The following is a 25,758-nucleotide window of genomic DNA, read 5'->3' on the forward strand; positions in this document are numbered from 1 at the left end:
CCTGTGGTGCCCCCCCCCCCCCCCCCCCCCCCGATGTGATTTGAGGGAATCAATACTGGTCGGGAATGCTCGACATTCTTCGCACACCCGGCCTTGGTCTCTTTATCCGCAATTGCATGTCTGTCGGTGCACAGAAGCAAAAAATGTTGCTCAACGGCAACATTCCATGCCCGTGAAGTATAAAATTCTATCCGCCGCCGGATGTCTGCGAAAAATTAGGTAATTTTATGCGTAAGGGGGCGGATCTCTGCCCCTGTTTCATTTTCTTACGTAAGTTTGAAGACACTTCGCGGCCAGTGCTCTCCGGCCCCGTAAAGTTGTCATTTAGAGCTAAACATCTAGAGTGATTCTCATCACTTACCAGGGAGTGGGAGCAATTATGGTAAGCAAAAAAATATCGAGGGGCCTGCTGGTGGTTGCCGCAGGTTGCGCCGTTCAATCAACGGCTTTGGCGGGAGGTCTTGAGCGCGGCGGGGGCTACAACATCGATCTTCTTTTCGATCCGTCACGTTTCGCGGTGGAATCCACCGCCACGTTCGTGATGCCGCAGCGGAAGGTGAAGAACGTCCGGGACATCAATCCCGCAAACGGCAATCTGAACGCGATACCGGGTTATTCCACCGAGGCGGACGATTCCGAAAACTACTGGTCGCCGCGTATCGGCGCGAAAGCGTCCATCGGCGATGCGGCGGACTGCATGTTCGACTATTCGCAGCCTTACGGCGCTCACGCGAACCCCGGCGCTCGGTGGGCGGGCGCGAGCGACAACGTCGAAACCAAGGTGAACAGCGACAACTATGCAGTGACCTGTTCCTATAAATTCGATATGGGCCCTGGCAAATTCCGCGTGATCGGCGGCGTCAACTATCTCGAGATGGATGGTTTCAAGGAGCGTCTTCTGGTTCCGCCGGAGCTTCTCGGTGCGCTCGGGCTGCCTGGTACTGGCATCGGTCGTCTCGATCTCGAAGGTGACGGCTGGGGCTGGCGCGCAGGCGTGGCCTATGAAATCCCCGAATACGCGATGCGCGCGAGCCTGATGTATTACAGCCAGGTGAAGCTCGACAACATCACCGGCACGGTGGATATGACACAGGTGCCGTCGGCCTTGCATCCGCTCGGTGGCCGGATCATTCCGGTCGAGGGTTCCGCCGCGATGCCGGATGCGCTCGAGTTGAGGGTGCAGTCGGGCATCGCGCCGGATTGGCTCGCCTTCGGTTCGGTGAAGTGGACCGACTGGAGCCAATTGCAGCGCGTGGTTTTCTACAGGGGAGCAACCGAAATCACCTCGCTCGATCTCGGCTATCGTGATGGCTGGACGATCACGGGCGGTATCGGCCACAAGTTCAACGATCAGTGGAGCGGTGCTGTCAGCGTCACCTGGGATCGCGGTACCTCCCAGGAGTTCGGCACGCTGAGCGATACCTGGCTGTTCACCGCGGGCGTGGCCTATTCGCCCAACCAGAATGTCGAAATCCGGCTTGCCGGCGTTCTCGGCATTCTTACCGGCGGCGAGTCCCGTCCGACGACCATCGATGGCGTTGGCGTCGGTCGCGAAGCGACCTACGAATACGACAGCGATCTGGTGGCTGCCCTGTCCACCTCGCTCAAGGTCAAGTTCTGATCCGCTGATGGAATATCTCGAATGATGAAAAGGCCCGGTTCGTCCGGGCCTTTTTCCAGTGAGCGCCGGTCGGGCGTCGAAGGTGGCTAGGGGTCGCTGGATCTGTGTCGATTTGGCAACAGTTTTTTATGACAATTTGTCCATAGTGTGTGCCGCGTCGATCTGTCCATTTCCCGCCACAAACGAGGAGCAGCGATAGACCGGCAAAAGTCGCGGATCGCGGGGGGCGACCGCGGTATTTGGAGTATCATGGGCGGGTTTCTTGAGAAAAAGCCGGGTGTTCGAGAGATTGGAAGGCGATCGTCTTTCAGATCTTCGAGAGTTGCGGCTGCGGGTCGTAGTCTTGCCGAAAACGGCAGCTACAGTTTCCTTCATCTGTCAGTGACGACGGCTGCCGACTCTTTTCGGACGGCCGAGCTGCTGGGAGAAACCGAGACTGGACAGCTGGTCCAATTCCGCTTGGGTCTCGAGTAGAGTGGAAGAAACTGTATCATGCCGAAATCTAACGTCGGATCCATGAAAGTATTGCTTCTGGGCATGTCGCTGGCCTCGGTGCTGGCGAGTTCGGCTGCGGCCTTCGATATCAATGCGGGGGTCTCAAAGGAATCGGGTCCCTTCGACCTCTTCAAGTTCGGTTTCAAAGCCTACAAGAACGGCCAGAAGGAAGATGCCGTCGAAGCCTATCGCTACGCCGCCGAAAAGGGGCATACCGGTTCGCGCTGGGCGCTTGCCAACATGTATGCCTACGGCGATGGCGTCGCCAAGGACGATTTCGAGGCCTTCAAGATCTACAACGAGATCGCGGCACAGGGCGTCGAGCCGGGTTCGGAAGACACCGGCTTCTTCATCAACGCGCTTTTGTCGCTTGCCAACTATTACCGCCGCGGCATTCCCGGCAGCCCGGTCAGGTCCGATCTGGCCCAGGCGCGCCAGCTCTATTTCCAGGCAGCCTCGACTTTCGGCGTGGCGGAAGCGCAGTTCCAGCTCGCCAGGATGATCCTTGCCGGCGAGGGCGGCACCGCGAACATCCAGCAGGCCAAGAAATGGCTGAACCAGGCGCGCAAGAACGGTCATGCAGGCGCCATGGCCGTGTTTGGAAACGTGCTTTTCCAGGAAGGGCAATCCGTGCGCGGGCTTGCCTTCCTTACGGCAGCCCTCGATCACTGCAAGAAGAATGATTGTCCCTGGATGCAGCAGATGCAGGAGCAGGCCTTCTCGCTGGCTTCCGAAGAGGACCGGCGCGTTGCAGTCGTGCTGGCGCAGGAATTCGCCAAGGGCGCCGACTAAATCCACCTATCAGCGGGGATGCTCGCGGATATCGCTCCGCGTGCATGAGTCATTTCGGATAACCCGCTCACAAGGCGCGAGAATTTCTTTTCATGCGGCTGATCAGGCTGCGAAATCGAAGTGCCCGACAACCGGTACATGGTCGGAGGGCTTCTCCCAGGCACGCACATGCTTTTCGATGACGGTCGATTTCAGCCGGTCGGCCGCTTCCGCCGAAAGGAGCAGGTGATCGATGCGGATGCCGTTGTTCTTCTGCCAGGCCCCCGCCTGGTAATCCCAGAAAGAGTAGAGTTTCGTGGCGTCCGTGGTGGCGCGGACGGCGTCCACCAGGCCGAGATTTTCGAGCCGCCGGAATGCCGCGCGGGTTTCGGGCAGGAAGAGCGCATCGCTCGCCCATACGGCAGGATCGAAACAGTCGTGCGGTTCGGGAATGACATTGTAGTCTCCCGCGAGAATCAGCGGTTCTTCAAGCAGGAGCAGGTTTGCGGCATGGGCGCGCAGCCGTTCCATCCAGGAAAGCTTGTAGGGATATTTGACGGGATCATCGGCAGGATTGCCGTTCGGTAGGTAGATCGACGCGACGCGCAATGCGCGGCCCGGAAGCGAGAAGACGGCCTCGATATAGCGGGATTGCTCGTCCACTTGTCCATCCGGGCCATTGCCGCCCGGAAGTCCGCGCATGACCTCATCCGGCTTGATCTTGGAAAGCAGCGCCACGCCGTTGAAGCCTTTCTGGCCATGGGTCTCGACGTGGTAGCCGAGCGCTTCGATCTCCAGGCGAGGAAAGGTCTCGTCGACCGACTTGATCTCCTGTAGGCAGACGATATCCGGCGCCGAATCCGCCAGCCACTGACGCAGGTTATCGATCCTGGCCTTTACGCCATTGATGTTCCAGGTGGCGATCTTCATGAAACCCGCTCTCCTTCGTAGGCCTCCTTTTTAACGAAAGAGAAGGCCTTGGGAAGGTGCGAAGATCGATATCAGATGGAAAAGCTGGTGCCGCAGCCGCAGCTTGCAACCGCGTTGGGATTCTTGATCTGGAAGGACTGGCCGAGCAGGTTGTCGACGAAATCGATTTCGGAGCCTTCCATATAGACGAGGGACAGGCTGTCGATCAGCACCTTGGCATCGCCGTTCGCGATCACCACGTCATCGTCCTGTGGGGATTCGGCGAGGTCGAATTTGTAGGAAAAGCCGGAACAGCCGCCGCCTTCCACCGAAACACGCAGGGCCTGTTTGCCGGCTTCGTTGCCGACGATCTCGGCGATCCGCTTTGCGGCGGCATCCGAGAGGGTTACATTCGCTTCCATTTTTCCGCCTCCTGCCGGGGTCAAGGCCCGGAGAGATTTGATGTCAACTGCTTTGCGCAAGTTTGCTCTATAGGTATGAAGGCGTGAACGGCACGTCAATGGGCATGCAGGCAGGAACCAGGAAAGCAGCATGACGATCGATACCAGAGCACTAGGCTTCGGAAGCGGCGAGAGAGCGGTCTATGCGACCGACCCCTGGTCTTCGCGCGGCCGACTCTTCCCCGAAACAAGCAGCCTGACCCGCTCCGAGTTCCAGCGGGATCGCGATCGCATCGTTCACACCACCGCCTTTCGCCGCCTGAAGCACAAAACGCAGGTCTTCATCAGCCCCGATGGCGATCATTACCGCACCCGGCTCACCCATACCGTCGAAGTGGCGCAGATCGCCCGCGCTCTGGCCCGCGCCCTGAAGCTCGACGAGGATCTCGCCGAAGGGGTGGCCCTGGTGCACGACTTCGGCCACACGCCGTTTGGCCATACGGGCGAGGATGCGCTCGATGAACTGCTGAAACCCTATGGTGGTTTCGATCATAACGCCCAGTCGCTTCGCATCGTCACCAAGCTGGAGCGGCGCTATGCGGATTTCGATGGGCTCAACCTGACCTGGGAAAGCCTTGAGGGGCTGGTGAAGCACAACGGCCCGCTTCTGACGAAGACGGGCGAGGGCACGCGCGGTCCGGTGCCGCAGCCGATCCGGGATTACTGCGAACTTCACGATCTGGAACTCGCAAGCTTCGCGAGCCTGGAAGCGCAGGTGGCGGCGATCGCCGACGATATCGCCTACAACACGCACGACATCGATGACGGATTGCGCGCAGGCCTGCTCACCTTCGAGATGCTGGAGGAGGTTCCGTTTCTGTCGGAACTGATGGCAGAAGTGCGCAGCCGCTATCCGCATCTCGAAGCTAGCCGCTTCACGCACGAGATGATGCGCCGGCAGATCACCCGTATGGTCGAGGATGTGATCGGCGTGGCGCAGGATAGGCTGAAGGAACTCAAACCGAAGAGCGCGCAGGATATCCGTGACGCGGACCGGGTTACCGCCACCTTTTCCGGGCAGATGGCGGAGACCGACCGGCAGATCAAGAAACTGCTCTTCTCGCACATCTACCGCCATCCGGAGATCATGCGCATTCGCGCGGGCGCGGCCCAAATCCTCTCCGACCTCTTCAACGCCTACATGGCCGATCCGACCCTGATGCGAAGCCACTATTGGGTGAACCACATTGCCGGGCTCGGCGAGGCCGCAAGGGCCCGCCATGTGGGCGATTATCTCGCCGGCATGACCGATACCTATGCGGTCAAGGCGCATGGCGAGTTGTTTGACCATACACCCGATTTGCGATAGGCACCGCGACCGATACGGGTGCCTCGCCGCAATCTGAGGCTGGATGGATGAGATGAACCTTTTTGCCGATTTCGAAGTCAGAATTAAGAGCGCGCTGGAAACCCTTGATATCATCAAGGAAAAGCGAAGCGACGTCGATTTCGGCCGTGTCACCGTCGAGCCGCCCCGCGACCAGAGCCATGGCGATGTGGCGACCAATGCCGCCATGGTGCTGGCGAAACCGCTGGGCACAAATCCCCGGGCGCTCGCCGATCTCATCGCCGAGCGGCTGCGGGACGATGCGGATGTCCGCGAGGTTTCGGTCGCCGGCCCCGGCTTCATCAATATCCGGCTGGCGACCGGCTATTGGCAGCGGCTGCTCGCTTCGGTGATCGAGGCAGGCACCGATTACGGCCGCTCGAAGATCGGCGCCGGCAAGAAGGCGAATGTGGAATATGTGTCGGCCAATCCGACCGGCCCCATGCATGTCGGACATTGCCGTGGTGCGGTGGTGGGCGATGCGCTGGCCAATCTCCTGGCCTTCGCCGGCTACGACGTCGCCAAGGAATATTACATCAACGACGCGGGCAGCCAGATCGACGTGCTCGCGCGTTCCGTCTTCCTGCGCTACCGCGAGGCGCTTGGCGAGAACATCGGGGAAATCCCGTCCGGTTTCTATCCGGGTGATTATCTGGTCCCGGTCGGTCAGGCACTGGCGGACGAGTTCGGTCCACGGCTTCACAACATGCCGGAAGAGGAGTGGATGCCGCTCGTCAAGGACAGGGCGATCGACGCGATGATGAAGATGATCCGCGAGGATCTGGATGCCCTCAACGTCCATCACGATATCTTCTTCTCCGAACGGATGCTGCATGCCGACGGCGCTCAGCGCATCCGCACCGCGATCAACGATCTGACCTTCAAGGGCCATGTCTATCGCGGCACGCTGCCGCCGCCGAAGGGGCAGTTGCCGGAGGATTGGGAAGACCGCGAACAGACGCTCTTCCGCTCGACGGAGGTGGGAGACGATATCGACCGGCCGCTCATCAAGTCGGACGGAAGCTATACCTATTTCGCGGCCGACGTCGCCTACTTCAAGGACAAGTACGATCGCGGCTACGACGAGATGATCTATATTCTCGGGGCCGACCACGGCGGCTATGTGAAGCGGCTCGAGGCTTTGGCGCGGGCGGTTTCGGGCGGCAAGGCGAAGCTCACCGTTCTGCTTTGCCAGCTCGTGAAGCTCTACCGCAATGGCGAGCCGGTGAAGATGTCGAAGCGCTCCGGCGATTTCGTCACGCTGCGCGACGTGGTGGACGAAGTCGGCCGCGACCCGGTCCGCTTCATGATGCTCTATCGCAAGAATTCGGAACCGTTGGACTTCGACTTTGCAAAGGTTACAGAGCAGTCGAAGGACAATCCCGTCTTCTACGTGCAGTATGCCCATGCGCGCTGCATGTCGGTTTTCCGGCAGGCGAGGGAGGCTTTTCCGGGCCTTGATACCGATTCGCTCGACCTTGCGGCCGCCGCGAAGGATATTGCCGACGAGAACGAGTTGCAGCTCGTCGCCAAGCTCGCCGAGTATCCACGGCTAATAGAGGCGGCAGCACTGTCCCAGGAGCCGCACAGGCTTGCATTTTACCTCTATGATCTGGCAAGTTTCTTCCACGCTCACTGGAATAAAGGCAAGGATCAGCCTGAATTACGGTTTGTTAACGATAAAAACCGAGAATTGAGTATTGCCAGACTTGGGCTGGTGCGTGCTGTCGCTTCTGTTTTGAAGTCCGGGCTTGCCATAACGGGCACTGCTGCACCGGACGAGATGCGATAGTATTGTCACCGTTTCCCCACAATGCACTGGCAAAGCTTGTTGGTGTAGGTGAGTGGACGGGACAATGGCAGACAACAATCTTGCACGTAACCGGAATGACGTTCCGGATTTTCTTGCCGATGACGATCCGCTGGCGGAACTCGCGCGCATCGTAGGGTATGAGGATCGCCCGGTGGCGCGGACCGCGCCTCCGGTTGATGCTCCGCGTCAGGAGCCGACCTTCAATCTCGAAGACGAGCTTTTACGAGAGTTCGAACGGTACGATACGCCCCGCCTTGATCCCGCTCACGACATCGCGCTTGACGATGCTCCCGGCCTTGTCGAGGAAGAGGCGGTGACGCCTTCGCTCAATTCCTTCGACGCACAGGTCGAGCCCGAAGCCCGCGAGATGAATTCTCCCGAGGTCGAGCCGAGCCTATCCGAGCCTGTGTTTTCTCCGGCCGGTCCGGAGGTCCCCGAGGCGGAAGAGCCGGAGGCCGAGGCGGTTGAAGCGCAGGCCTATGTCGATATTGCCGGGCATGATCGCTACGACAGCGAGCCGGTCACCTTTGATGCGGTCGAGGTGGATGCCGAGCCGGTTTCCGCTTTTTCCGATCCGGAGCCGTTCGAGGTACCAGCCGAAACGCCGCACGCTCCCGATATCGAGGAGCCGTCCTTCGTTCCATCTCGGAATGAACAGGTCATGCCTCGCGAAGAGGCCGTGATCGCCGCCCCCGACTTGGATGCGTTCGATCTCGCCTCCGAACTGGAAACGTCCATCGGGGTCGCGCCGGCGGTCCAGGGCGCGCCCGTCGTCGGGCGTGCGCCGGAGCCGGTTCGCAAGGCGGCCTACGAGCCCGGCTTCCGCATGCCGCTCGCCAATTTCAGCGCCGCCCGTTCTTCCGGTCCGACGGCATCGGTGATGCCGGATACCGCCGTGGCGAGCGCCGCAATCGCGCCCGCCGCGCCCACCGCAGTTTCCGAGCCGCCGGTAGTTCCTTCGGAAGCGCCGGTTGCCGCAGCGCCTGTTGCGCAGGAGATGCCCAAGGCCGAAGCGAAGATTACGGCTTCTTCCGTCGAAACTGTCTCGGTTGCGGCATCCACGGCCACTTTCGGGTCGGTCTCTCCCGCTTCGGCTTCGTCCGAGGATGACTTCTCCGCTCTCGACGCGCTGATCTCGGATGTTGAGCGCTATACGCCGCCCGCCGCCGCCGCCGACGCTGCTGCGCCGGCGCAAGCAATCTCTTCGCCCACACGGGCTCCGGCGGTGGAGCCCGTGGCTCCGGCCGCCGTCAAGGCCCCTGCAGCGGTAACGCCGCCGCTCGTCGCGAACATGGACGACGATCTCTTCGGGGACGATGATTTCGAGCTCGCGCTGGATGAGCTCGATCTCGATCTGGATCTCAGCGAAATCAACCTCGATGAGGAAGACAAGCGCCCGATGAAGCCGGAGGCCGTTCAGGTTCCGCCGGCAAAACCGGTAGCGCCGCTCAAGATGGAGGTGGCTTCGCCGGCGGCGCGCTTCGAGCCCGTCGTCCACTCGCGCGTGTCCTCCGCACCGGCTTCCTTCTCTTCACCACCGATCTCTTCGGCACCCGTTGCGGCCGCGGTCCGGCCCCAACCGGCGCCTGTTGTCGTGCCTCCGCCGGTTGTCGCAAGAGAAACGATACCAGCGGATTCTCCGTCGGCCTTCGATCCTGCGCTGATCGCGGATGCCGACGAGCACCCGGAGGCCATCGCCGACTTCGACGTCCCGGCGCTGCCGGTCGAAGAGCCGGAACAGGCACCGGTTTATCGTCCTGATTACGATCTCGATCTCGATGCGGAACTGGCCTCGCTGCTACGGGAACCGGCGCCCGCAAAGGCTGCTCCTGCCCCCAAGGAAGCGGAACCGGAATTCGTCGATTTCGGCGAGCCTGCGCAGGCGGCAAAGCCCGCCGCGCAGAACGACCTCGACGAATTCGAGCGCGCGCTTGAGGAAGATTTCCGCCGCAGTCTCGCAACGCCCTTACCGGCCGGACGAGATGTGGAGCGTGAAGCCGTCATTCCGGGTGCGGAAGTGGTTTCCAGCCGCTTCTCCCCAAGGATGGTTGTCATGCCGCTCGCCTTCCTGGGTGTGCTGGTGATTGGCGGTGGCGCGATCTATGCCTGGATGGGCAACGGTTCTGCTGGTCTCGGTTCCGGCGAGCCGGTGGTGATCGCCGCCGATAGCGACCCCATTAAGGTGCTGCCGGAAAATCCGGGCGGCAAGACCGTTCCGAACCAGGACAAGGCCGTTTACGATCGTGTCGCCGGTGCGGGACAGGAGGATCCGAAGCAGGAGGCTCTGATTTCCTCGAACGAGGAGCCGGTCGACGTCGTCCAAAAAACCTTGCTGCCGGAAACGCTTCCGCTCGAAGGCGAAAATGAAGGAGAAATCGGATCTACGCCGGTTGGGGAAACGGAAGACCCGCGCCTTCTACCGCAGGACGGAGAGCAGGCCGCGGCCGGTGCTTCCGCCGATCAGCCGATCGCGGTGATGCCGCGCAGGGTCAAGACGATGGTCGTACGGCCCGATGGCACCCTGGTCGAGCAGGAGGTCACTCAGCCGGCTCCTGCAGCCCAGCCCGCCGCACCCGCGCTCGCCGAAGCGACGGATGTGGGCGGCGTGCCGGCCGTTCCGGCAAACGCCACTGAAGTTGCCAGCGCCGCGCCGATTTCCACCTCGGCGCTTCCCGATCCCGCCCTTGCGGAACCGCCGCCTGCCGAAGCCGTCGTCGGCGCCGCTCCGGCGGAAGCTGCACCTGCAGTCCAGGCGCCCGCGATCGCCGCGCCCATTCCGACCGCGCGGCCTGCCGAGCAGCCCGTCAACGTCGTGGCAGCCGTCTCCGATCGCGGCAATGTTCGCGAGCAGGCTGCGACGCAGCCCGCTGCGGCTCCCGCCCAGCAGCAGACCGCGGCAATTCCGGGTGGCTACGTGATCCAGATCGCCTCGCTTCCCTCGGAAGCCGAAGCGCAGCGTTCCTACCAGAGCCTGTCCTCGCGCTTTTCCAGTGTCATCGGTGGCCGCGGCGTGGACATCAAGGCGGCGGCGATCCCCGGCAAGGGAACTTTCTACCGTGTCCGTATCCCGGCCGGCAGCAAGGCCGACGCTGTATCGCTCTGCGAGCGCTATCGCGGGGCCGGCGGAAGTTGCCTCGTCGCACAGTAGGGAACGTCAAGCTTGCTTGATAGACGGGGCGGTTTTCCGCCCCGTTTTCCGTTGGGCAATACTGTGCCCGTTCGTGTTTCCCTGCTGAAATGCGTATGATCCAGGCATGAGCGAATCAAAAGCAATGATCCTGGGGGCCAGCGGCCCCACCCTGACGGCCGACGAGATTGCTCTCTACAAGGCCGAGCGCCCATGGGGTTTCATCCTGTTTGCCCGCAATTGCGTGGAGCCCGCGCAGATCACCGATCTCGCTGCCGCCATGCGCGATGCGGTGGGGCGACCGAACGCCCCGGTGCTGATCGATCAGGAGGGAGGGCGCGTGCAGCGCATTCGCCCGCCGATGATCGAGCGCTATCCGTCAGGCGCCGCTCTCGGTGAGCTTTACCGCCACGATCGGAAGAAGGGGCAGCGCGCGGCCTGGCTGATGTCGCGGCTGCACGCCTTCGATCTGATGAAGCTCGGCATTACAGTCGATTGCCTGCCGGTGCTGGACGTGCCGATCGAAGGCGCGAGCAATGTCATCGGTGACCGCGCCTATGGGTTCGATCCCAAGGCGGTGGCGGAAATGGGCAGGGCCGCGGCCGAGGGCCTGAAGGCCGGCGGCATGCTGCCGGTGATGAAGCATATTCCCGGCCATGGACGGGGCATGGCGGATTCCCATCATGAGCTGCCGGTGGTCACCGCCTCGCGCGCGGAGCTTGAGGCGCATGATTTCCTGCCCTTCGTCGCATTGAAGGACGAATTGATGGCTATGAGCGCGCATATCGTCTTCACGGCCATCGATCCGGACGAGCCGGCGACCACCTCGCGGAAGGTGATCGAGGAGATCATCCGTGGGCACATCGGTTTCAAGGGGCTGCTGATGTCCGACGATACTTCCATGAATGCGCTCAAGGGCACGATCGGCCAGCGCGCGGCGAGAATCATTGGGGGCGGCTGCGATATTGTCTTGCATTGCAATGGCGTAATGGACGAAATGAAAGCGGTGGTGAAAGAGGTGCCGCCGCTCGCCGGCGAGGCCTTGGGACGCGCCGAAGCGGTGGAGGCAGGCTTCGGTGCCGGTGACGGCGCGGATGAAGAGGCGATCCGCGCGGAATTCAGGGGACTTACCGCAGTCGCCTGACGTTCTACGGACAGAGGTGGGAATGGCCATGAACATAGCGCAAGGCGCCATCCCGATGGACAAGCTCTGGCAAGACGCGCCTGAACGGGCGACGGACGAGCCGGGTCTGATGATCGATGTCGGCGGCTTCGAAGGACCGCTCGATCTGCTCCTGCATCTTGCACGTTCCCAGAAGGTGGATCTCGCCCGCATTTCCGTACTGGCGCTTGCCGAGCAATATCTGCAGTTCATCGATAGTGCGCGGAGGGTGCGCATCGAACTGGCCGCCGATTACCTCGTGATGGCCGCCTGGCTTGCCTATCTCAAATCAAAACTCCTGATCCCGCAGCAGGTGAAGGGCGATGACGGCCCGAGCGGCGAGGAGTTGGCCGCCACGCTGGCCTTCCGGCTGAAGCGTCTGGAGGCCATGCGCGAGGCTGCCACGCGGCTCGTCAACCGTAACCGGCTCGGCCGCGATATCTTTGCCCGTGGCGCGCCGGAGCATATTCCGCACCGCGTCGAGTCGGCCTATGACGCCAGCCTCTACGATCTTCTTTCGGCTTACGCCAATCTGAGGCAGCGCCAGGCGGTCACACAGGTGACGATCGAAAAGCGCAAGGTCTGGTCGCTTGCGGATGCGCGCGATCTGCTCAACCGGATGCTCGGCGAGATCACCGACTGGACCATGCTGCAGCACTATCTTCTGACCTATCTGCCGCCGGAGGATCGGATCACCGCAACGGCGAGCGCTTTCGCCGCCTCGCTCGAACTCGTGCGCGAGGGCAAGCTCGAGATTCGCCAGGAAGGCGCCTTTCAGCCGATCTATATGCGCAAGGGGCAGAAAAAGCCGATGGAAGGGGAGGCGTTGATTGACGCCGTCTGAAGACGATTTCGCCATGGAACAGGAGAAGGGGGATACCCTTTCGGAGTTTCCCTCATTGGCGGAGGCCGAGCGCATCGCCGAGGCGCTGGTCTTTGCGTCCGCCGAGCCGGTTTCGGAAAATTTCCTTGCCGAACGCCTGCCGGAAGGTGCCGATGTGCGCGCCATCATGCTGCGGCTTGCGGACATATACGCGCCGCGCGGGGTCAATCTCATCCGCAGCGGCGATCGCTGGGCCTTCAGAACCGCAGCCGATCTTTCCTTCGTCATCCGCAAGGACGATTCCGAGGCGAAGAAGCTTTCCCGTGCAGCACTGGAGGTGCTGGCCATTATCGCCTATCACCAGCCGGTGACGCGTGCCGAGATCGAGGAAATCCGAGGGGTTCAGACATCGAAAGGCACGCTCGACGTGCTGATGGAGGCCGGATGGGTGCGCTTCCGGGGCCGCAGGCGGACCCCCGGCAGGCCTGTGACGCTCGGCACCACGCCCGATTTCCTCGATCATTTCGGGCTGGAAGAGCTGCGCGATCTGCCCGGCCTCGAGGAGCTTAGGGGCGCCGGACTGCTTTCGGGACGCATCCCGCCCGGTTTTCATATTCCCGTCCCATCCGCCGGCGCCGACGATCTGACGGAGGACGAGGACCCGATTACTCAGCTCGATCTGGAAGAGCTCGGCCTCTTGACACCGAGTGGTGAAGCGGAGGAATAGCGTCATGTTTGGCAGGTCTGCTTCTGGGCCTCCGCGCGTGTGAGCGAGGGTATGGGTTTTCAACCGGCACAGTCGGCAGCGGAAAAGACGAGGCGCACGACCGGTGTTACCTTCGCGTCCAGGCTGACATTCGAAGATATCCATCACAGCTATCACGGCAAGGAGACGATCCGCGGCATTTCGCTGACGGCCGAGCCGGGAGAAGTCCTTTGCCTGCTGGGGCCCTCCGGTTCCGGCAAGACGACGCTGCTCAGGATCGCGGCCGGCATAGAGATCCAAAGCCGAGGCAGGATCGTCATCGATGGACAGGAAACGGCAGGGCCGGATAAGTTCCTGCCGCCGGAAAAGCGCGGCATCGGCCTGATGTTCCAGGATTTCGCCCTGTTTCCACATATGACGGTGCTGGAGAATGTCCGCTTCGGCCTGACGGCGCTTCCGGCCAGGGAAGCTGCGGCGGAGGCCGGTGCCGCTCTGGAGCGGGTGGGGCTTGCCCATTATGCGCAAAAATATCCGCACGCGCTTTCGGGTGGAGAGCAGCAACGCGTGGCACTCGCGCGGGCGCTTGCGCCGCGTCCGGGCGTGCTTCTCATGGACGAGCCCTTTTCCGGCCTCGATTCCCGCCTGAAAGATGCCATACGCGCTGATACGCTGGCGATTCTGAGGGAAAGTCGCGCGACGGCGATCGTCGTTACCCATGATGCCGAGGAGGCCATGCGGATGGCCGATCGGATCGCGCTTTTGAAGGACGGCCGCTTGGTGCAGGTCGGCACTTCCGACGATCTCTATCGCCGGCCGTCCGATCTCTTCACCGCCGCGTTCTTCTCCGAGATCAACGAGTTTGACGGCGTGGTTCATAACGGCCTCGTCGTCACGCCGATCGGGCCCGTGCCGGCCAAGGGGATCGGCGAGGGCAGGGAGGTCTCGGTTGCCGTCCGTCTTTCGGGCATCGACGTCCAGCCTCACGGCGGCGCCGTGCCGGCGCGCATCCTTTCCCGGCGCTTTCTCGGCGTGGTCGAACTGCTGAGCCTTGCCGTACCCGGAAGCGAGGAAACGGTGCGCGCCCGCATCCGCGCGGATCAGCTTCCGCCCGGCGTCACTGACGTCGCGATCACAGTCGCGCCAAAGGACATTTTGGTGTTTGAAAAAGCCCGATAAAGGGCTTACATCGGGGAAATGTGAAATCAGGGAGTTTGGCGTTATGGGTTCCTTCAGTGTGTGGCACTGGCTGATCGTTCTGGTCATCGTGCTCGTCCTCTTCGGACGCGGCAAGATTCCGGAACTGATGGGCGACGTTGCCAAGGGCATCAAGAGCTTCAAGAAGGGCATGACCGATGAGGATGCCCCGGAGACGGCGAAAACCGTCGACCACAAGTCGGATGAGGTCAAGGAAAGCACCCGGTCCTGATCGGGATCGGCTTGCGGGAGCCTCATTGAATGCTTGATATCGGCTGGACCGAGCTTCTCGTCATTGCCATCGTGCTCATCGTCGTGGTCGGTCCGAAGGACCTGCCTCCGATGCTGCGCGCATTCGGCAAGATGACTGCCAACCTTCGCAAGATGGCGGGCGAATTCCGTACGCAATTCGACGAAGCGCTGCGGGAGTCGGAACTCGACGAGGTGCGTCAGACCATCTCGGATGCGCAGAAGCTCAATCCGTCGAACGCGCTGCGCGACGCCATCAATCCGCTGAGGCAGATGGGTCAGGAGATCCGCAGCGATCTTCAGAAGGCGACGCAGGTTCCGGCGAAGACCGATGCCGAGCTGCAAGCCCCTGTAGAAGGCGAGGCGGCCAAGCCCGAGCCGGCTCTTGCGGTGCCGGCCTCCGCCATGACGCTGCCTTCAAGCCCGCCGGAGACGCTCGCGCCTGCCGCTGCGGAGAAGCCGAAGCGCGTCAGCAAGGCTCCAGCCAAGGCGAAACCTGCCGAAACCGCTCCGCAGGCCGCCACTGCCGACAAGCCGAAGCGCAGCCGCGTTGCCGCCAAGCCGGCGCCTGTCGCCAAGGCTGTGGAAAAGGATTCCGCGAAGGCTCCGGCGCGGAAACGCGCCTCGAAGAAGACCGATACCCCGAAGGATGATGCATGAGCGGTAATTACGAAGACAAGCCGCAGCCGCTCATCGAACACCTGATGGAGCTGCGCACCCGCCTTATCTGGTCGCTGGCTGCCTTTTTCGTGGCCTTCGTCGGGTGCTTCTTCTTTGCCAAACAGCTCTTCAATCTTCTGGTCGTGCCGTATCGGTGGGCCGTCGTCTGGGCCGGGCTCGATCTTTCGAAATCGGAGCTCATATACACCGCTCCGCAGGAGTTCTTCTTCACCCAGGTGAAGGTCGCGATGTTCGGCGCTCTGGTGATCTCCTTCCCGATCATCGCATCGCAGCTCTACAAGTTCGTGGCGCCGGGCCTTTACAAGAACGAGCGGTCGGCCTTCCTGCCCTTCCTGATCGCTTCGCCGATCCTCTTCTTGCTGGGCGGCGCGCTGGTCTATTTCTTCTTCACGCCCATGGTGATGTGGTTCTTCCTCGCCATGCAGCAGGCGCCGACCGAAGGCGAAGTGGCGATTTCGCTCCTGCCGCGGGTGTCGGAATATCTCAGCCTCATCATGACGCTGGTGCTTTCGTTCGGCCTGGTCTTCCAGTTGCCGGTGGTGACGACGCTGCTTGCCCGCGTCGGTCTGCTCACCAGCGATTGGCTGAGAGAAAAGCGGAAGTTCGCGATCGTCATCGCCTTCGTAGTGGCCGCGGTGCTCACTCCGCCCGATCCCCTGTCCCAGATCGGTCTTGCGCTGCCGACCATCCTTCTCTACGAGATTTCCATCTACGCCGCGCGACTCGTCGAGCGCAAACGCGCCGAGGAAGCCCTCGAACGCGAAGCCTCTTCGGAGATTGCCACGACGGACAAGGCTTGAGTTCTTTAAGCCGCGTCGCGAGTTGGCGGCGTCACGCTTAAAGGCTTGGACAATGCTCGATATCAAATGGATTCGTGAAAATGAGGCGGCTCTGGACGAAGCGCTAAGGAAGCGCGGCGCGGAGCCCATGGCGGCTGTCCTCGTGGCGCTGGACGACAAGCGCCGCTCCGTCATCCAGACGCTCCAGGACATGCAATCCCGCCGCAATGCCGCCTCCAAGGAGATCGGCGCGGCCATGGCGAGCAAGAACGCCGAGCTTGCCGAAAAGCTGAAGGCCGAGGTCGCTCAGATCAAGGGCAGCATGCCTGCCGCCGAGCAGGAGGAGCGCGAGGCGATCGCCGCCCTCGACGATGCGCTCTCACGCATCCCGAACGTTCCGCTGGACGACGTGCCCGTCGGCAAGGACGAAAACGACAACGTGGTGAAGCATGTCGTCGGTGAAAAGCCGCGCTGGAACCATGCGGCACGAGAGCATTACGAGATCGGTGAAGCCCTCGGCTACATGGATTTCGAGCGTGCCGCGAAGCTCTCGGGCGCGCGGTTTACGGTGCTCACCGGCCAGCTCGCGCGTCTCGAACGCGCGCTCGGCCAGTTCATGCTCGATCTGCATACGACCGAGCATGGCTATACGGAGGTTTCCTCGCCGCTGATGGTGCGCGACGAGGCCATGTACGGCACGGGCCAGCTTCCGAAGTTCGCTGAAGACCTGTTCAAGACCACCGACGGCCGCTGGCTGATCCCGACTGCCGAAGTCACGCTCACCAATCTGGTCTCCGGCGAGACGCTGGAACAGGAGAAGCTGCCGCTGCGGTTTACGGCGCTCACGCCTTCCTTCCGTTCGGAAGCCGGCTCTGCCGGCCGCGACACGCGCGGCATGCTGCGCCAGCACCAGTTCTGGAAGTGCGAGCTCGTCTCTATCACCGATCAGGAAAGCTCGATCGCCGAGCACGAGCGCATGACCGAATGCGCCGAAACCGTTTTGAAGCGGCTCGGGCTGCATTTCCGCACCATGACGCTCTGCACCGGTGACATGGGGTTCGGCGCGCGCAAGACCTACGATATCGAGGTCTGGCTGCCGGGTCAGAACACCTATCGTGAAATCTCGTCCTGCTCGGTCTGCGGTGATTTCCAGGGCCGGCGCATGAACGCGCGCTATCGCGGCAAGGACGACAGGGCGCTGAAATTCGTCCATACGCTGAACGGCTCGGGCGTCGCCGTCGGCCGCTGCCTGATCGCCGTCATGGAGAATTACCTCAACGAGGACGGCTCGATCACTGTCCCGGACGCGCTTCTGCCTTATATGGGCGGGATCACGAGGATCGAGAGAGCGTCCTGATGCGTATTCTTCTGACCAATGATGATGGCATTCATGCCGAAGGGTTGGCGGTTCTCGAACGCATCGCCCGCAAACTCTCCGATGACGTCTGGATCGTCGCGCCGGAGACCGACCAGAGCGGGCTTGCCCACTCCTTGACGCTTTCCGAACCGCTCCGGCTGCGCAAGGTGGGCGAGAAGCATTTCGCGCTGCGCGGCACGCCGACCGATTGCGTCATCATGGGCATCCGCGAGATCCTGCCGGAAAAGCCGGACCTCGTGCTTTCGGGCGTCAATGACGGCGCGAACATGGCCGACGACGTCACCTATTCCGGCACGATCGCAGGCGCCATAGAAGGTACGCTCCAGGGAGTGCGCTCCTTTGCGCTGAGCCAGGCCGTGCGCCGCGAGAACGGCCGCGTTGCGCCCTGGGAGGTTGCCGAATCATACGCGCCGGACCTCATCCGCAAGCTGAGCGAACTGGACCTGCCGGACGGCACCTTCCTGAACCTCAATTTCCCGAACTGCGAACCGAAGGACGTTCAGGGCGTTCAGGTCACCTCGCAGGGCAAGCTGGATTTCGGCCTCACCATAGATGCCCGCAACGATGGACGGGGGCTGCCCTATTACTGGCTGCGATTCGGCGAGCGGCAGGGGCATTTCCGCGAAGGCACCGATATCCATGCGCTGAAAGAGGGGAAAATCTCGGTGACGCCGCTTAAGCTGGACCTTACGGACCATTCCGTGCAGGATCGGGTGGCTCAGGCACTTGGATTCGGAGTTGCCGGTTGAAATCGGGAATGGTCGAGAAAGAGGGTTTTGCAGCGCTGGTGCTGCGGCTCCGGGCGGAAGGTATCTCCGACCTCGATCTTCTGACGGCCGTCGAACAGACGCCGCGCTCGCAGTTCGTTCCTCCCACGCTCGCCGAGGAAGCCTATTCCAGCCGCTCCATTCCGATCGATTGCGGAGCCTTCATGGAAGGCGCCGATCTCGCCGTCAGACTGCTCTATCATCTGCAGGTCAAGCCCGGCCATCGCGTACTCGAAATCGGCACCGGCAGCGGCTTCACGGCTGCGGTCATGGGCAGGCGCGCCGAGCGAGTGCTGACGGTCGATCGTTACCGCACGCTCGTCACCGGCGCACAGGCCCGCATGGATGCGCTGGGCTTGCGCAATGTGGTTATTCGCCAGGCGGACGGGGTGAACGGCATGCCGGGCGAGGGGACATTCGACCGCATTCTCGTGACGGGCGCATTTACCGCGATGCCGCGATTCTATGCCGACCAGCTCACGCATGGCGGTTCGATGATCGCGCCGCTGATGGTCGATGAGGAAAACTGCCTCATGGTGCGCCTGACCAAGATGGGCAGCCGCTTCGAGCGGGAAGACCTTTTCCCCGTGCCCTATCTTCCGCTCGTGCCCCACATAGCCGCTACAGATGTAGGGCTTTCGTGCCATGACGGTACGGCTCGTCCGGTGTCATGGTTATCAATTTGCCAAAAATTTCTCTGCAATCCCTTCGCTTTAACCGGCCGGTAAGACTAACGCGCTTTAATCGCCCACAAGATGGTAGCGTCATGTGTAGGTCGAGTCATGCGTATGAAGGGTTCCCAAAGAATCGGAAAATCTACAGCGAAGCTTGCGGTGGCTGCGCTGTTGGCCAGCACGGCGGCCGGATGCAGTTCGGATGCGTCGCGCTTTGCCGGGGTCTTTTCCAATTCGGACCAGATCACCACCGCGTCGATCCAGCGCAACGGCGCAGGAGCCCATGGCGAGGTGCCGGTCCCGCGCGGTGACGTCAACACCGGTGGCGCGATGGCGTCAGCTGCTCCGCAGGGCGGTTATGGTTCGCCTTCTCCGGGTTATGGTCAGGCTTATCCGAACTCCGGCGGCTACAACGCTTCGCCGGCACGTGTGGCATCCGCTCCGGTTGCCGTACAGCGCACGGAACTCGCCGCTCCTTCGCCTGTAGCCTCCGCCCGCGATGCTGCGCCGGCTGAGCGGCGTGAAGCGCTCGGTCAGCCGTTCCCCGGCGGACAGGAGGGTGTCTCCAATGCTGCCGCGCCTCGCCAGCCGCCGGATGCGATCGCCACCGGCGCGACCAGGCCAATGTCCGGCTGGTCGACGGTCAACGCTCCGCAGGTAACCCTGCGTCCCGGCGAAACTTCGGCGACACTCGCCTCGCGCTATGGTGTCCCGGAAAAGGAAATTCTGAAAGCCAACGGCGGCAAGCTGGCGCCCGGCCAGATCGTCACCATTCCGACTTTCGGTCCCGCCCGCAATTCGGCGAAGACGGCTGCCGCCGATATCGACCTGCAGAACAAGGCGCCTGCGCCGGCCCAGCAGCAGGAGCAGAAGGTTGCCGTGCTGCCGAGTGGGGCCGCTCGCGACAAGCTTCAGGGTGAGGCCGCCAAGCTGACGCCGCCTTCCGGCGGCAAGCCGGTTCCGCCGACGGGCGGCTATGTGGTGAAGCCCGGAGATTCGCTCAACAAGATTGCCCGCGAGACCGGCGTGTCGGTTGCCGATCTCAAGGCTGCCAACGGCCTCAGCGCGGAAAGCATCCGCGTGGGTCAGACGCTGCGGATGCCGGGTGCGGGTTCCGCCTCCAATGAACCCGTCAGGACGGCCTCCATTCCGCAGAACGCCGCGGAGAAGCCGGCGGCGATGCCGAAGGCCGCCGAGGCTCCTGTTCAGGCAGCCCAGACCCCCGCCGAGGCAAAAGCGCCGGTCGAGACCGCCTCGATTTCGGACGTCACGACGAAGTCCGACATAACCGCCGCCGCACCGTCATCCACGGGCATCGGCAAGTATCGCTGGCCGGTCAGCGGCGCGGTCGTCGCGGGCTTCGGCCAAAACGTCAACGGCAGCCGCAACGACGGTATCGATATCTCGGTTCCGGAAGGTACGCCGATCAAGGCCGCCGAAAACGGCGTCGTCATCTATGCCGGCAATGGCTTGAAACAGCTCGGCAACACGGTTCTGGTGCGCCATGACGACGGCAAGGTCACGGTTTATGGCCATGCCGGCAATCTCAACGTGAGCCGCGGCCAGAAGGTGACCCGCGGCCAGACGATCGCAGCATCCGGCATGAGCGGCGACGCCAAGCGCCCGCAGGTTCACTTCGAAGTCCGCAAGGACGCGACCCCGGTCAACCCGATCAGCTTCCTTGAATAATGTAGTGCGTTTCAAGGGGACGGAGGAAAAGCCCGGCATTGCCGGGCTTTTTCGCGTTAGGTTCAATCTTTTGGCAGAGGCTTTCTGAGCCGGCCCGCCAGATCCTGGATATATTGCCAAGCGACGCGTCCGGATCGCCCGCCGCGGGTCGTTGCCCATTCGAGCGCTTGCGCGTGCAGCGTTTCGCGGTCGAGACCGAGTTCGAAATGGTCGGCGTAGCCGTCGATCATCGTCAGATAATCATCCTGGCTGCATTTATGGAAACCGAGCCAGAGGCCGAAGCGGTCCGATAGCGATACCTTTTCCTCCACGGCTTCGGAGGGATTGATGGCCGTCGATTGTTCGTTCTCGATCATGTTGCGCGGCAGCAGATGCCGGCGGTTCGAAGTCGCGTAGAAGAGTACATTGTCCGGCCGGCCTTCGATGCCGCCGTCGAGCGCCGCCTTCAGCGACTTATAGGCCGTGTCGTCATGATCGAAGGAAAGGTCGTCGCAAAAGACGATGACCCGGTGGCCGGAGGCTTTCAGGATGTCCAGAAGTTCCGGCAGCGAGGAGATGTCCTCGCGATGCACCTCGACAAGCTTCAGCGACACGCGGGTCGCAGCGCGGACATCCTCATGCACGGCCTTTACCAGGGACGACTTGCCCATGCCGCGGGCGCCCCAGAGGAGCACGTTGTTTGCGGCAAAGCCTTCCGCAAAGCGTAGCGTGTTTTCGTGCAGGATATCGCGCACGTGGTCCACGCCGCGGATGAGCTTCAAGGCCACGCGGTTCGGCCGGGGCACCGGCTGCAGGCGCAGGTTGGCAGGCACCCAGACGAAACAGTCGGCGGCGTTCCAGTCGTTGACGGCGGGAGGAGGGCCGGCGAGACGTTCGAGCGCATCCGCCAGCCGGCGGACTTCGGCAAGCAGCAGCGTATTCATCTCGTCGTTCATCGTCGTATCTCCTGGCATACGGGACCTGTGGCGTGTGGCTGCTGCGGTAACATGCACGTTTTCAACCGGAAAGTCTGAGAGAGGTGGATTTGGTACTGCGGACTACCTGTTTTTGTTGCATTCCGGGCCATGGCAACTATATTCCGGCGGCTTGAAGCGGGGGCTCGAGGAGAGGACCCGGCAACCATATGGAGTTCTCTATGTTCATTACTGAAGCATTCGCCCAGGCCGAAGGCGCAGCCCCGGGTGGCTCGGCGTTTGGCTCCGGCCTCGAAATGCTTTTCCTGTTCGCGCCGCTGATGGTGGTCTGGTACTTCTTCCTGATCCGTCCGCAGCGCGCTCAGATGAAGAAGCGCCAGGAAACGCTCTCCGCCATCCGTCGTGGTGACCAGGTCGTACTCGGCGGCGGTATTTCCGGCAAGGTGACCAAGGTCGTCGACGACAATGAGCTGGAAGTTGAAATCGCCGAAGGCGTCAAGGTCCGCGCCGTGCGCGCCTATATCGCGGAAGTCCGTGTGAAGGGCGAGCCGGTCAAGACCGAAGCGGCTGCTTCCTGATGATGGCGGCGGGCGTGTCGCGGAAGACATGCCCCGCCTTTCCAAGAGCCGCCGCGGCGGCTCTGAGCTGATTTTTCGAGAAGGCTTAAGGGCATGGCGAGAGGCATCGAAATCCGGGACGCCCATTTTCCCGGACGCGCTCCGATCGACGCCTATGGCAATGGCGGGTTTCGCTTCGCCGATATGTCCCATAAGGGCTCGTTGCTCTGCCTGCCTTCCGGCGTTCATGGCTGGGATATCAAGGAGGGCGAGCCGCTGACGGTCGACGCCTTCGGCAAGGTGTTGGCGGATGCCGGCGAGATCGAAGTGCTTCTGGTCGGCACCGGACAGAACCTGAAGCCGCTTCCGGCGGCGCTCAAGGCGGCCCTGAAGGCACGTGGAATAGCATCGGACCCCATGAGCACGGGGGCTGCGGTCAGGACCTACAACATCATGCTGTCGGAATCGCGCGCCGTTGCCGCTGCCCTGATTGCCGTCTGACGAGGTGCCGGTGACCGACACGGCCACGGACAACGCCGATATCTGCCTTGCGACGCTTCGCGAGACCGATCGCGACCGCTATCTTGCCTGCCTTCTGTCTCCAACGGAAAAGCGTGGAGCTCTCGCCGCGCTCTATGCCTTCAATGCGGAGATCGCCCGGGTGCGGGACGTGGCGCGCGAACCCTTGCCGGGGGAAATCCGGCTGCAATGGTGGCGCGATCTTCTCGAAGGCACGTCTCATGGCGAAAGTTCGGCAAATCCAGTAGCCGCAGGGCTGCTTTCGGCGATCGAGACCCACCGCCTGCCGCGCCAGACGCTTATCGACATGATCGACGGTCGGATCTTCGATCTCTACGACGACCCGCTGACAGATCGGAACGCGCTGGAAGGCTATGCCGGCGAGACCGCTTCTGCGTTGATCCAGCTTGCAAGTCTGATCCTGTCACCGGCCGATGCGGCGCGTTCGGCCGAAGCGGCGGGACATGCCGGTGTGGCGCAGGCGATCGCGGGGCTGCTGCTGCTCATGCCGATCCATCGCCGCCGCGGGCAGCTCTACCTGCCGCTCGATATACTCGCTGCGACCGGGCTCGACCGGGACGCCTTTCTTCTTGGCGAGGAGAAGGCGAAGATTTCCGCTGCGATAGAAGCTTTTGCCGGTCTGGGGTTGGAGCATCTTGCCAAGGCTCGGCGCGCCGGCCCGGTTCCTGCCTCCGTCTTCGCCGCCTTCCTGCCGGTCGCGCTGGCGGAGCCGGCGCTTCGGCGGGCCGCCCGAGAGGGTGCCAAGGTGCTCGAAACGAACCTCCAGCAGCCGCAATGGCGGCGCCAGCTTCGTCTCCTGAAGGCGATTGTTGCGAAAAAACTCTGACAGACACCACATTCGCGCAAGCCTCGTGCGATAAATGATGGCGGACGCTAAAGTGCCGTTCTCTAAGGGAGGAGCCCGTGAGTCCCGTCGTCGTATGGTCGATCGTATTCGGATTGGTCGTGCTTTTGGCGCTCTATGCTTCGCGCATGGCACGGCTGGAGAGAACGGAAAGCAGCCAGGACACCGGCCTTGCGATACTGGAATTCGGCCGGGCCTTTCCCAATGAGGCGATACGTGCCCTGCATGTGACGGCTGATGGCGGCGCGGTTTTCGTGCGGCTCTATGACGGCAAGACCGGGATCATGCGTAACCATCGCAAGCACTACGCCTGCCATGTTATCCAGCCCGGCCGCGTGCGGGTGACGCCCTCCGGCAATCCCAAGGGTTTTTCCGTGGATTTCCTGGATGTTCGCAGCCAGAACGGCGAGTACGTCTTCGCCACCGAGCAGGAAGCAGCCGAAGTCTCGCTCTGGCTGCTCGATAATTACGTGAGCCCTGAAGACCGGGAGGCCGAAAAACAGGAACCGGCCGCCGACCGCGCCTGATCTCAGCCCGCCGCGCGGACCTCGTGTCCCAGCCAGGCGGCGCAGTCCCGCAGCGCGCGGGCCGCGAGGAGCTGGCGCTTCATGATCGACTTGTCCTTGCCGCGGAAGCGCTTCACGCCTTCCGGCTTGACGATCGATCCCGGCTGCAGTTCCGGGAAAAGCCCGAAATTGATGTTCATCGGCTGGAAGGACCTCTTGCCCGGCTCGTCGTCGGAAACCAGGTGTCCTCCGGTGATGTGACCCAGCAGGGAACCGAAGGCGGTCGTGACCGGCGGAGAAGCAAGTGTTTCGCCCTTGCGTTCGCTGGCTGCGAAACGCCCGGCCAAAAGGCCGATCGCCGCACTCTCCACATAGCCTTCGCAGCCGGTGATCTGACCGGCAAAGCGCAAGCCGGGCCTGCTCTTCAGCGTCAGTGTCTTGTCGAGCAGGATGGGGGAATGGATGTAGGTGTTGCGGTGCAGGCCGCCGAGCCTTGCAAATTCGGCATTCTGCAGGCCCGGAATCATGCGGAAGATTTCCGCCTGGGTGCCGTATTTCAGCTTCGTCTGAAAGCCGACCATGTTGTAGAGCGTGCCGAGCGCATTGTCCTGGCGGAGCTGCACGACGGCATAGGGCTTGACGGAAGGGTTATGGGCATTCGTCAGACCCATGGGCTTCATCGGGCCGTGCCGCAGCGTCTCGCGTCCGCGCTCGGCCATCACCTCGATCGGCAGGCAGCCGTCGAAATAGGGGGTACCTTCCCATTCCTTGAAGCCGACGGTATCGCCGGCGATCAGCGCGTCGATGAAGGCGTTGTACTGCGCTTCGTCCAGCGGGCAGTTGATGTAATCCTTGCCCGTGCCGCCGGGCCCGACCTTGTCATAGCGCGACTGGTACCAGCAGATGTCCATATCGATGGAATCGCGGTGGACGATCGGCGCGATCGCATCGAAAAAGGCGAGCTGGTCCTCCCCGGTCTCGGCCTGGATCGCCGCCGCCAGGGCAGGCGAGGTGAGCGGGCCGGTGGCGATGACCGCAAGATCCCATTCCTTCGGCGGCAACCCCACGATCTCCTCGCGGACCACGGTGATCAGCGGATGCTTCTCGATCGCCTCCGTCACCGCATCGGAAAAGCCGTCGCGGTCCACGGCCAGCGCGCCGCCGGCCGGCACCTGGTTCCGGTCGGCCGACGCCATGATCAGCGAGCCGGCCAGCCGCATTTCTGCATGGATGACGCCGACGGCGTTCGCGGTCGCATCGTCGGAGCGGAAGGAGTTGGAGCAGACAAGCTCGGCAAGCCCGTCGGTCTTGTGGGCATCGGTGCCGCGCACGCCGCGCATTTCGTGCAGGACGACCGGGACTCCGGCCTCGGCCACCTGCCAGGCAGCTTCCGAGCCGGCAAGGCCTCCGCCGATGATATGGATGGGAGAATAGCTGTTCTTCGTCATGGCGGCTCAATACCATGGGTGCCGCGAGGCGTCCAACCGGAATCAAAACGGCACCCGAAGGTGCCGTCTTACATCATTCATCTGCTGTCTTTGCCAACCACGGCACCTTCCGGTCGCGGTCTTGCTCCGCGCCGTCCGTCAAAACGGATTAGCGGAAGGAGCGGGCTGCGATGTGGCGGATGTCGTAACGGGTCAGACCGATGTCGCTGAGAGCCTGATTGGACAGGTTGCTCAGTTCGTTCACAGTCCGCCTGTAGCTGATCCAGGCCTTTGCCATGCGAAGCGGGTTCATCTTTGTTTCCTCAAGAACTCCAACCGATGCT

24 protein-coding genes and 1 pseudogene are annotated in these 25,758 nt (G+C 62.4%); 20 read left to right on the forward strand and 5 right to left on the reverse strand.

Translation table 11 applies throughout. The features are described 5' to 3' along the window. Positions 1-379: 379 nt before the first annotated feature. Positions 380-1,621, forward strand: a complete 1,242-nt coding sequence (locus tag ACE04I_RS25345; protein WP_046797220.1) for an OmpP1/FadL family transporter — start codon at positions 380-382, stop codon at positions 1,619-1,621. 492 nt (positions 1,622-2,113) lie between these two features. After that, positions 2,114-2,908, forward strand: a complete 795-nt coding sequence (exoR, locus tag ACE04I_RS25350; RefSeq protein WP_046797219.1) for an exopolysaccharide production regulator ExoR — start codon at positions 2,114-2,116, stop codon at positions 2,906-2,908. 102 nt (positions 2,909-3,010) lie between these two features. Here the strand turns inward: exoR and xth are convergent, their stop codons facing one another. Together xth and erpA are read right to left on the reverse strand one after the other, a co-directional pair. Next, positions 3,011-3,817, reverse strand: coding sequence for an exodeoxyribonuclease III (gene xth, locus ACE04I_RS25355; protein WP_046797218.1), 807 nt, complete (start codon positions 3,815-3,817; stop codon positions 3,011-3,013). A 71-nt stretch (positions 3,818-3,888) separates the two neighbouring features. After that, the gene (gene erpA / locus ACE04I_RS25360; RefSeq protein WP_046797217.1) at positions 3,889-4,218 is read right to left on the reverse strand and encodes an iron-sulfur cluster insertion protein ErpA; all 330 of its coding nucleotides are present in this window, start codon (positions 4,216-4,218) and stop codon (positions 3,889-3,891) included. Between the two features lie 130 nt (positions 4,219-4,348). Between erpA and ACE04I_RS25365 the strand changes: the two genes are divergently transcribed. The 14 genes and pseudogenes from ACE04I_RS25365 to ACE04I_RS25430 all read left to right on the forward strand — a co-directional run bounded on the left by ACE04I_RS25365 (position 4,349) and on the right by ACE04I_RS25430 (position 20,626). After that, positions 4,349-5,566, forward strand: coding sequence for a deoxyguanosinetriphosphate triphosphohydrolase (locus ACE04I_RS25365; protein WP_046797216.1), 1,218 nt, complete (start codon positions 4,349-4,351; stop codon positions 5,564-5,566). 52 nt (positions 5,567-5,618) lie between these two features. Beyond that, entirely contained in the window at positions 5,619-7,376 is a 1,758-nt protein-coding gene (gene argS / locus ACE04I_RS25370; RefSeq protein ID WP_046797255.1) for an arginine--tRNA ligase, read from the forward strand. 64 nt (positions 7,377-7,440) lie between these two features. After that, entirely contained in the window at positions 7,441-10,545 is a 3,105-nt protein-coding gene (locus ACE04I_RS25375; protein ID WP_487207740.1) for an SPOR domain-containing protein, read from the forward strand. A gap of 106 nt (positions 10,546-10,651) precedes the next feature. Next, complete coding sequence (gene nagZ / locus ACE04I_RS25380) at positions 10,652-11,668, forward strand: beta-N-acetylhexosaminidase (protein WP_046797214.1); 1,017 nt, start codon at positions 10,652-10,654, stop codon at positions 11,666-11,668. A gap of 22 nt (positions 11,669-11,690) precedes the next feature. Continuing rightward, a complete protein-coding gene (locus ACE04I_RS25385; protein ID WP_046797213.1) occupies positions 11,691-12,530 on the forward strand; it encodes a segregation and condensation protein A in 840 nt (279 codons plus the stop codon). A gap of 13 nt (positions 12,531-12,543) precedes the next feature. Beyond that, the gene (scpB, locus tag ACE04I_RS25390; RefSeq protein WP_046797254.1) at positions 12,544-13,236 is read left to right on the forward strand and encodes an SMC-Scp complex subunit ScpB; all 693 of its coding nucleotides are present in this window, start codon (positions 12,544-12,546) and stop codon (positions 13,234-13,236) included. A gap of 51 nt (positions 13,237-13,287) precedes the next feature. Then, the gene (locus ACE04I_RS25395; RefSeq protein ID WP_046797212.1) at positions 13,288-14,391 is read left to right on the forward strand and encodes an ABC transporter ATP-binding protein; all 1,104 of its coding nucleotides are present in this window, start codon (positions 13,288-13,290) and stop codon (positions 14,389-14,391) included. A 43-nt stretch (positions 14,392-14,434) separates the two neighbouring features. Continuing rightward, the gene (locus ACE04I_RS25400; RefSeq protein ID WP_046797211.1) at positions 14,435-14,641 is read left to right on the forward strand and encodes a twin-arginine translocase TatA/TatE family subunit; all 207 of its coding nucleotides are present in this window, start codon (positions 14,435-14,437) and stop codon (positions 14,639-14,641) included. Between the two features lie 29 nt (positions 14,642-14,670). Further along, positions 14,671-15,318, forward strand: a complete 648-nt coding sequence (tatB, locus tag ACE04I_RS25405; protein WP_046797210.1) for a Sec-independent protein translocase protein TatB — start codon at positions 14,671-14,673, stop codon at positions 15,316-15,318. Next, complete coding sequence (tatC, locus tag ACE04I_RS25410) at positions 15,315-16,139, forward strand: twin-arginine translocase subunit TatC (RefSeq protein WP_046797209.1); 825 nt, start codon at positions 15,315-15,317, stop codon at positions 16,137-16,139. Before tatB ends, tatC begins: the two co-directional genes overlap by 4 nt. A gap of 52 nt (positions 16,140-16,191) precedes the next feature. Beyond that, on the forward strand, positions 16,192-17,475 hold the full coding sequence (gene serS, locus ACE04I_RS25415; RefSeq protein ID WP_046797208.1) for a serine--tRNA ligase: 1,284 nt from the start codon (positions 16,192-16,194) through the stop codon (positions 17,473-17,475). Then, on the forward strand, positions 17,475-18,245 hold the full coding sequence (gene surE / locus ACE04I_RS25420) for a 5'/3'-nucleotidase SurE (RefSeq protein ID WP_046797207.1): 771 nt from the start codon (positions 17,475-17,477) through the stop codon (positions 18,243-18,245). Before serS ends, surE begins: the two co-directional genes overlap by 1 nt. Positions 18,246-18,253: 8 nt before the next feature. After that, a pseudogene (locus tag ACE04I_RS25425) lies at positions 18,254-18,886 on the forward strand (protein-L-isoaspartate(D-aspartate) O-methyltransferase); the annotation flags it as partial. Between the two features lie 132 nt (positions 18,887-19,018). Further along, positions 19,019-20,626, forward strand: a complete 1,608-nt coding sequence (locus ACE04I_RS25430) for a LysM peptidoglycan-binding domain-containing M23 family metallopeptidase (RefSeq protein ID WP_082118521.1) — start codon at positions 19,019-19,021, stop codon at positions 20,624-20,626. Between the two features lie 62 nt (positions 20,627-20,688). Here the strand turns inward: ACE04I_RS25430 and ACE04I_RS25435 are convergent, their stop codons facing one another. Further along, positions 20,689-21,561: an ATP-binding protein gene (locus ACE04I_RS25435; RefSeq protein ID WP_046797204.1), complete on the reverse strand. Its 873-nt coding sequence runs from the start codon at positions 21,559-21,561 to the stop codon at positions 20,689-20,691. A gap of 200 nt (positions 21,562-21,761) precedes the next feature. Between ACE04I_RS25435 and yajC the strand changes: the two genes are divergently transcribed. From yajC to ACE04I_RS25455, 4 genes are all read left to right on the forward strand, one after another. After that, positions 21,762-22,118 carry a preprotein translocase subunit YajC gene (gene yajC, locus ACE04I_RS25440; protein ID WP_046797203.1) on the forward strand — a complete coding sequence of 119 codons (357 nt, stop codon included), beginning with the start codon at positions 21,762-21,764 and terminating at the stop codon, positions 22,116-22,118. Positions 22,119-22,211: 93 nt separating this feature from the next. Next, positions 22,212-22,598, forward strand: a complete 387-nt coding sequence (locus tag ACE04I_RS25445) for an Mth938-like domain-containing protein (RefSeq protein ID WP_046797202.1) — start codon at positions 22,212-22,214, stop codon at positions 22,596-22,598. 10 nt (positions 22,599-22,608) lie between these two features. Next, positions 22,609-23,463 (forward strand): phytoene/squalene synthase family protein, encoded by an 855-nt coding sequence (locus tag ACE04I_RS25450; RefSeq protein WP_046797201.1) that lies wholly within the window; start codon positions 22,609-22,611, stop codon positions 23,461-23,463. 77 nt (positions 23,464-23,540) lie between these two features. Beyond that, positions 23,541-24,008, forward strand: coding sequence for a hypothetical protein (locus tag ACE04I_RS25455; RefSeq protein ID WP_046797200.1), 468 nt, complete (start codon positions 23,541-23,543; stop codon positions 24,006-24,008). Positions 24,009-24,010: 2 nt separating this feature from the next. On the opposite strand, the gene trmFO is transcribed toward ACE04I_RS25455, so the two are convergent. Both trmFO and ACE04I_RS25465 read right to left on the reverse strand, forming a co-directional pair. Further along, positions 24,011-25,435 (reverse strand): methylenetetrahydrofolate--tRNA-(uracil(54)-C(5))-methyltransferase (FADH(2)-oxidizing) TrmFO, encoded by a 1,425-nt coding sequence (trmFO, locus tag ACE04I_RS25460; RefSeq protein ID WP_046797199.1) that lies wholly within the window; start codon positions 25,433-25,435, stop codon positions 24,011-24,013. Between the two features lie 148 nt (positions 25,436-25,583). Continuing rightward, positions 25,584-25,727, reverse strand: coding sequence for a DUF1127 domain-containing protein (locus ACE04I_RS25465; protein ID WP_082118520.1), 144 nt, complete (start codon positions 25,725-25,727; stop codon positions 25,584-25,586). Positions 25,728-25,758: the final 31 nt, after the last annotated feature.

This window comes from Rhizobium moroccans, from assembly GCF_057559155.1.

Excerpts from the sequence above, each read along its gene's own strand:
- ACE04I_RS25365 (WP_046797216.1), top strand. The coding sequence starts at position 4,349 with ATGACGATCGATACCAGAGCACTAGGCTTCGGAAGCGGCGAGAGAGCG.
- ACE04I_RS25465 (WP_082118520.1), bottom strand. The coding sequence starts at position 25,727 with ATGAACCCGCTTCGCATGGCAAAGGCCTGGATCAGCTACAGGCGGACT.
- surE (WP_046797207.1), top strand. The coding sequence starts at position 17,475 with ATGCGTATTCTTCTGACCAATGATGATGGCATTCATGCCGAAGGGTTG.
- xth (WP_046797218.1), bottom strand. The coding sequence starts at position 3,817 with ATGAAGATCGCCACCTGGAACATCAATGGCGTAAAGGCCAGGATCGAT.
- ACE04I_RS25395 (WP_046797212.1), top strand. The coding sequence starts at position 13,288 with ATGGGTTTTCAACCGGCACAGTCGGCAGCGGAAAAGACGAGGCGCACG.
- ACE04I_RS25345 (WP_046797220.1), top strand. The coding sequence starts at position 380 with ATGGTAAGCAAAAAAATATCGAGGGGCCTGCTGGTGGTTGCCGCAGGT.
- ACE04I_RS25400 (WP_046797211.1), top strand. The coding sequence starts at position 14,435 with ATGGGTTCCTTCAGTGTGTGGCACTGGCTGATCGTTCTGGTCATCGTG.
- yajC (WP_046797203.1), top strand. The coding sequence starts at position 21,762 with ATGTTCATTACTGAAGCATTCGCCCAGGCCGAAGGCGCAGCCCCGGGT.
- exoR (WP_046797219.1), top strand. The coding sequence starts at position 2,114 with ATGCCGAAATCTAACGTCGGATCCATGAAAGTATTGCTTCTGGGCATG.
- ACE04I_RS25445 (WP_046797202.1), top strand. The coding sequence starts at position 22,212 with ATGGCGAGAGGCATCGAAATCCGGGACGCCCATTTTCCCGGACGCGCT.
- trmFO (WP_046797199.1), bottom strand. The coding sequence starts at position 25,435 with ATGACGAAGAACAGCTATTCTCCCATCCATATCATCGGCGGAGGCCTT.
- argS (WP_046797255.1), top strand. The coding sequence starts at position 5,619 with ATGAACCTTTTTGCCGATTTCGAAGTCAGAATTAAGAGCGCGCTGGAA.
- ACE04I_RS25435 (WP_046797204.1), bottom strand. The coding sequence starts at position 21,561 with ATGAACGACGAGATGAATACGCTGCTGCTTGCCGAAGTCCGCCGGCTG.
- ACE04I_RS25430 (WP_082118521.1), top strand. The coding sequence starts at position 19,019 with ATGGTAGCGTCATGTGTAGGTCGAGTCATGCGTATGAAGGGTTCCCAA.
- ACE04I_RS25385 (WP_046797213.1), top strand. The coding sequence starts at position 11,691 with ATGGCCATGAACATAGCGCAAGGCGCCATCCCGATGGACAAGCTCTGG.
- nagZ (WP_046797214.1), top strand. The coding sequence starts at position 10,652 with ATGAGCGAATCAAAAGCAATGATCCTGGGGGCCAGCGGCCCCACCCTG.
- tatC (WP_046797209.1), top strand. The coding sequence starts at position 15,315 with ATGAGCGGTAATTACGAAGACAAGCCGCAGCCGCTCATCGAACACCTG.
- erpA (WP_046797217.1), bottom strand. The coding sequence starts at position 4,218 with ATGGAAGCGAATGTAACCCTCTCGGATGCCGCCGCAAAGCGGATCGCC.
- scpB (WP_046797254.1), top strand. The coding sequence starts at position 12,544 with ATGGAACAGGAGAAGGGGGATACCCTTTCGGAGTTTCCCTCATTGGCG.
- tatB (WP_046797210.1), top strand. The coding sequence starts at position 14,671 with ATGCTTGATATCGGCTGGACCGAGCTTCTCGTCATTGCCATCGTGCTC.
- ACE04I_RS25375 (WP_487207740.1), top strand. The coding sequence starts at position 7,441 with ATGGCAGACAACAATCTTGCACGTAACCGGAATGACGTTCCGGATTTT.
- serS (WP_046797208.1), top strand. The coding sequence starts at position 16,192 with ATGCTCGATATCAAATGGATTCGTGAAAATGAGGCGGCTCTGGACGAA.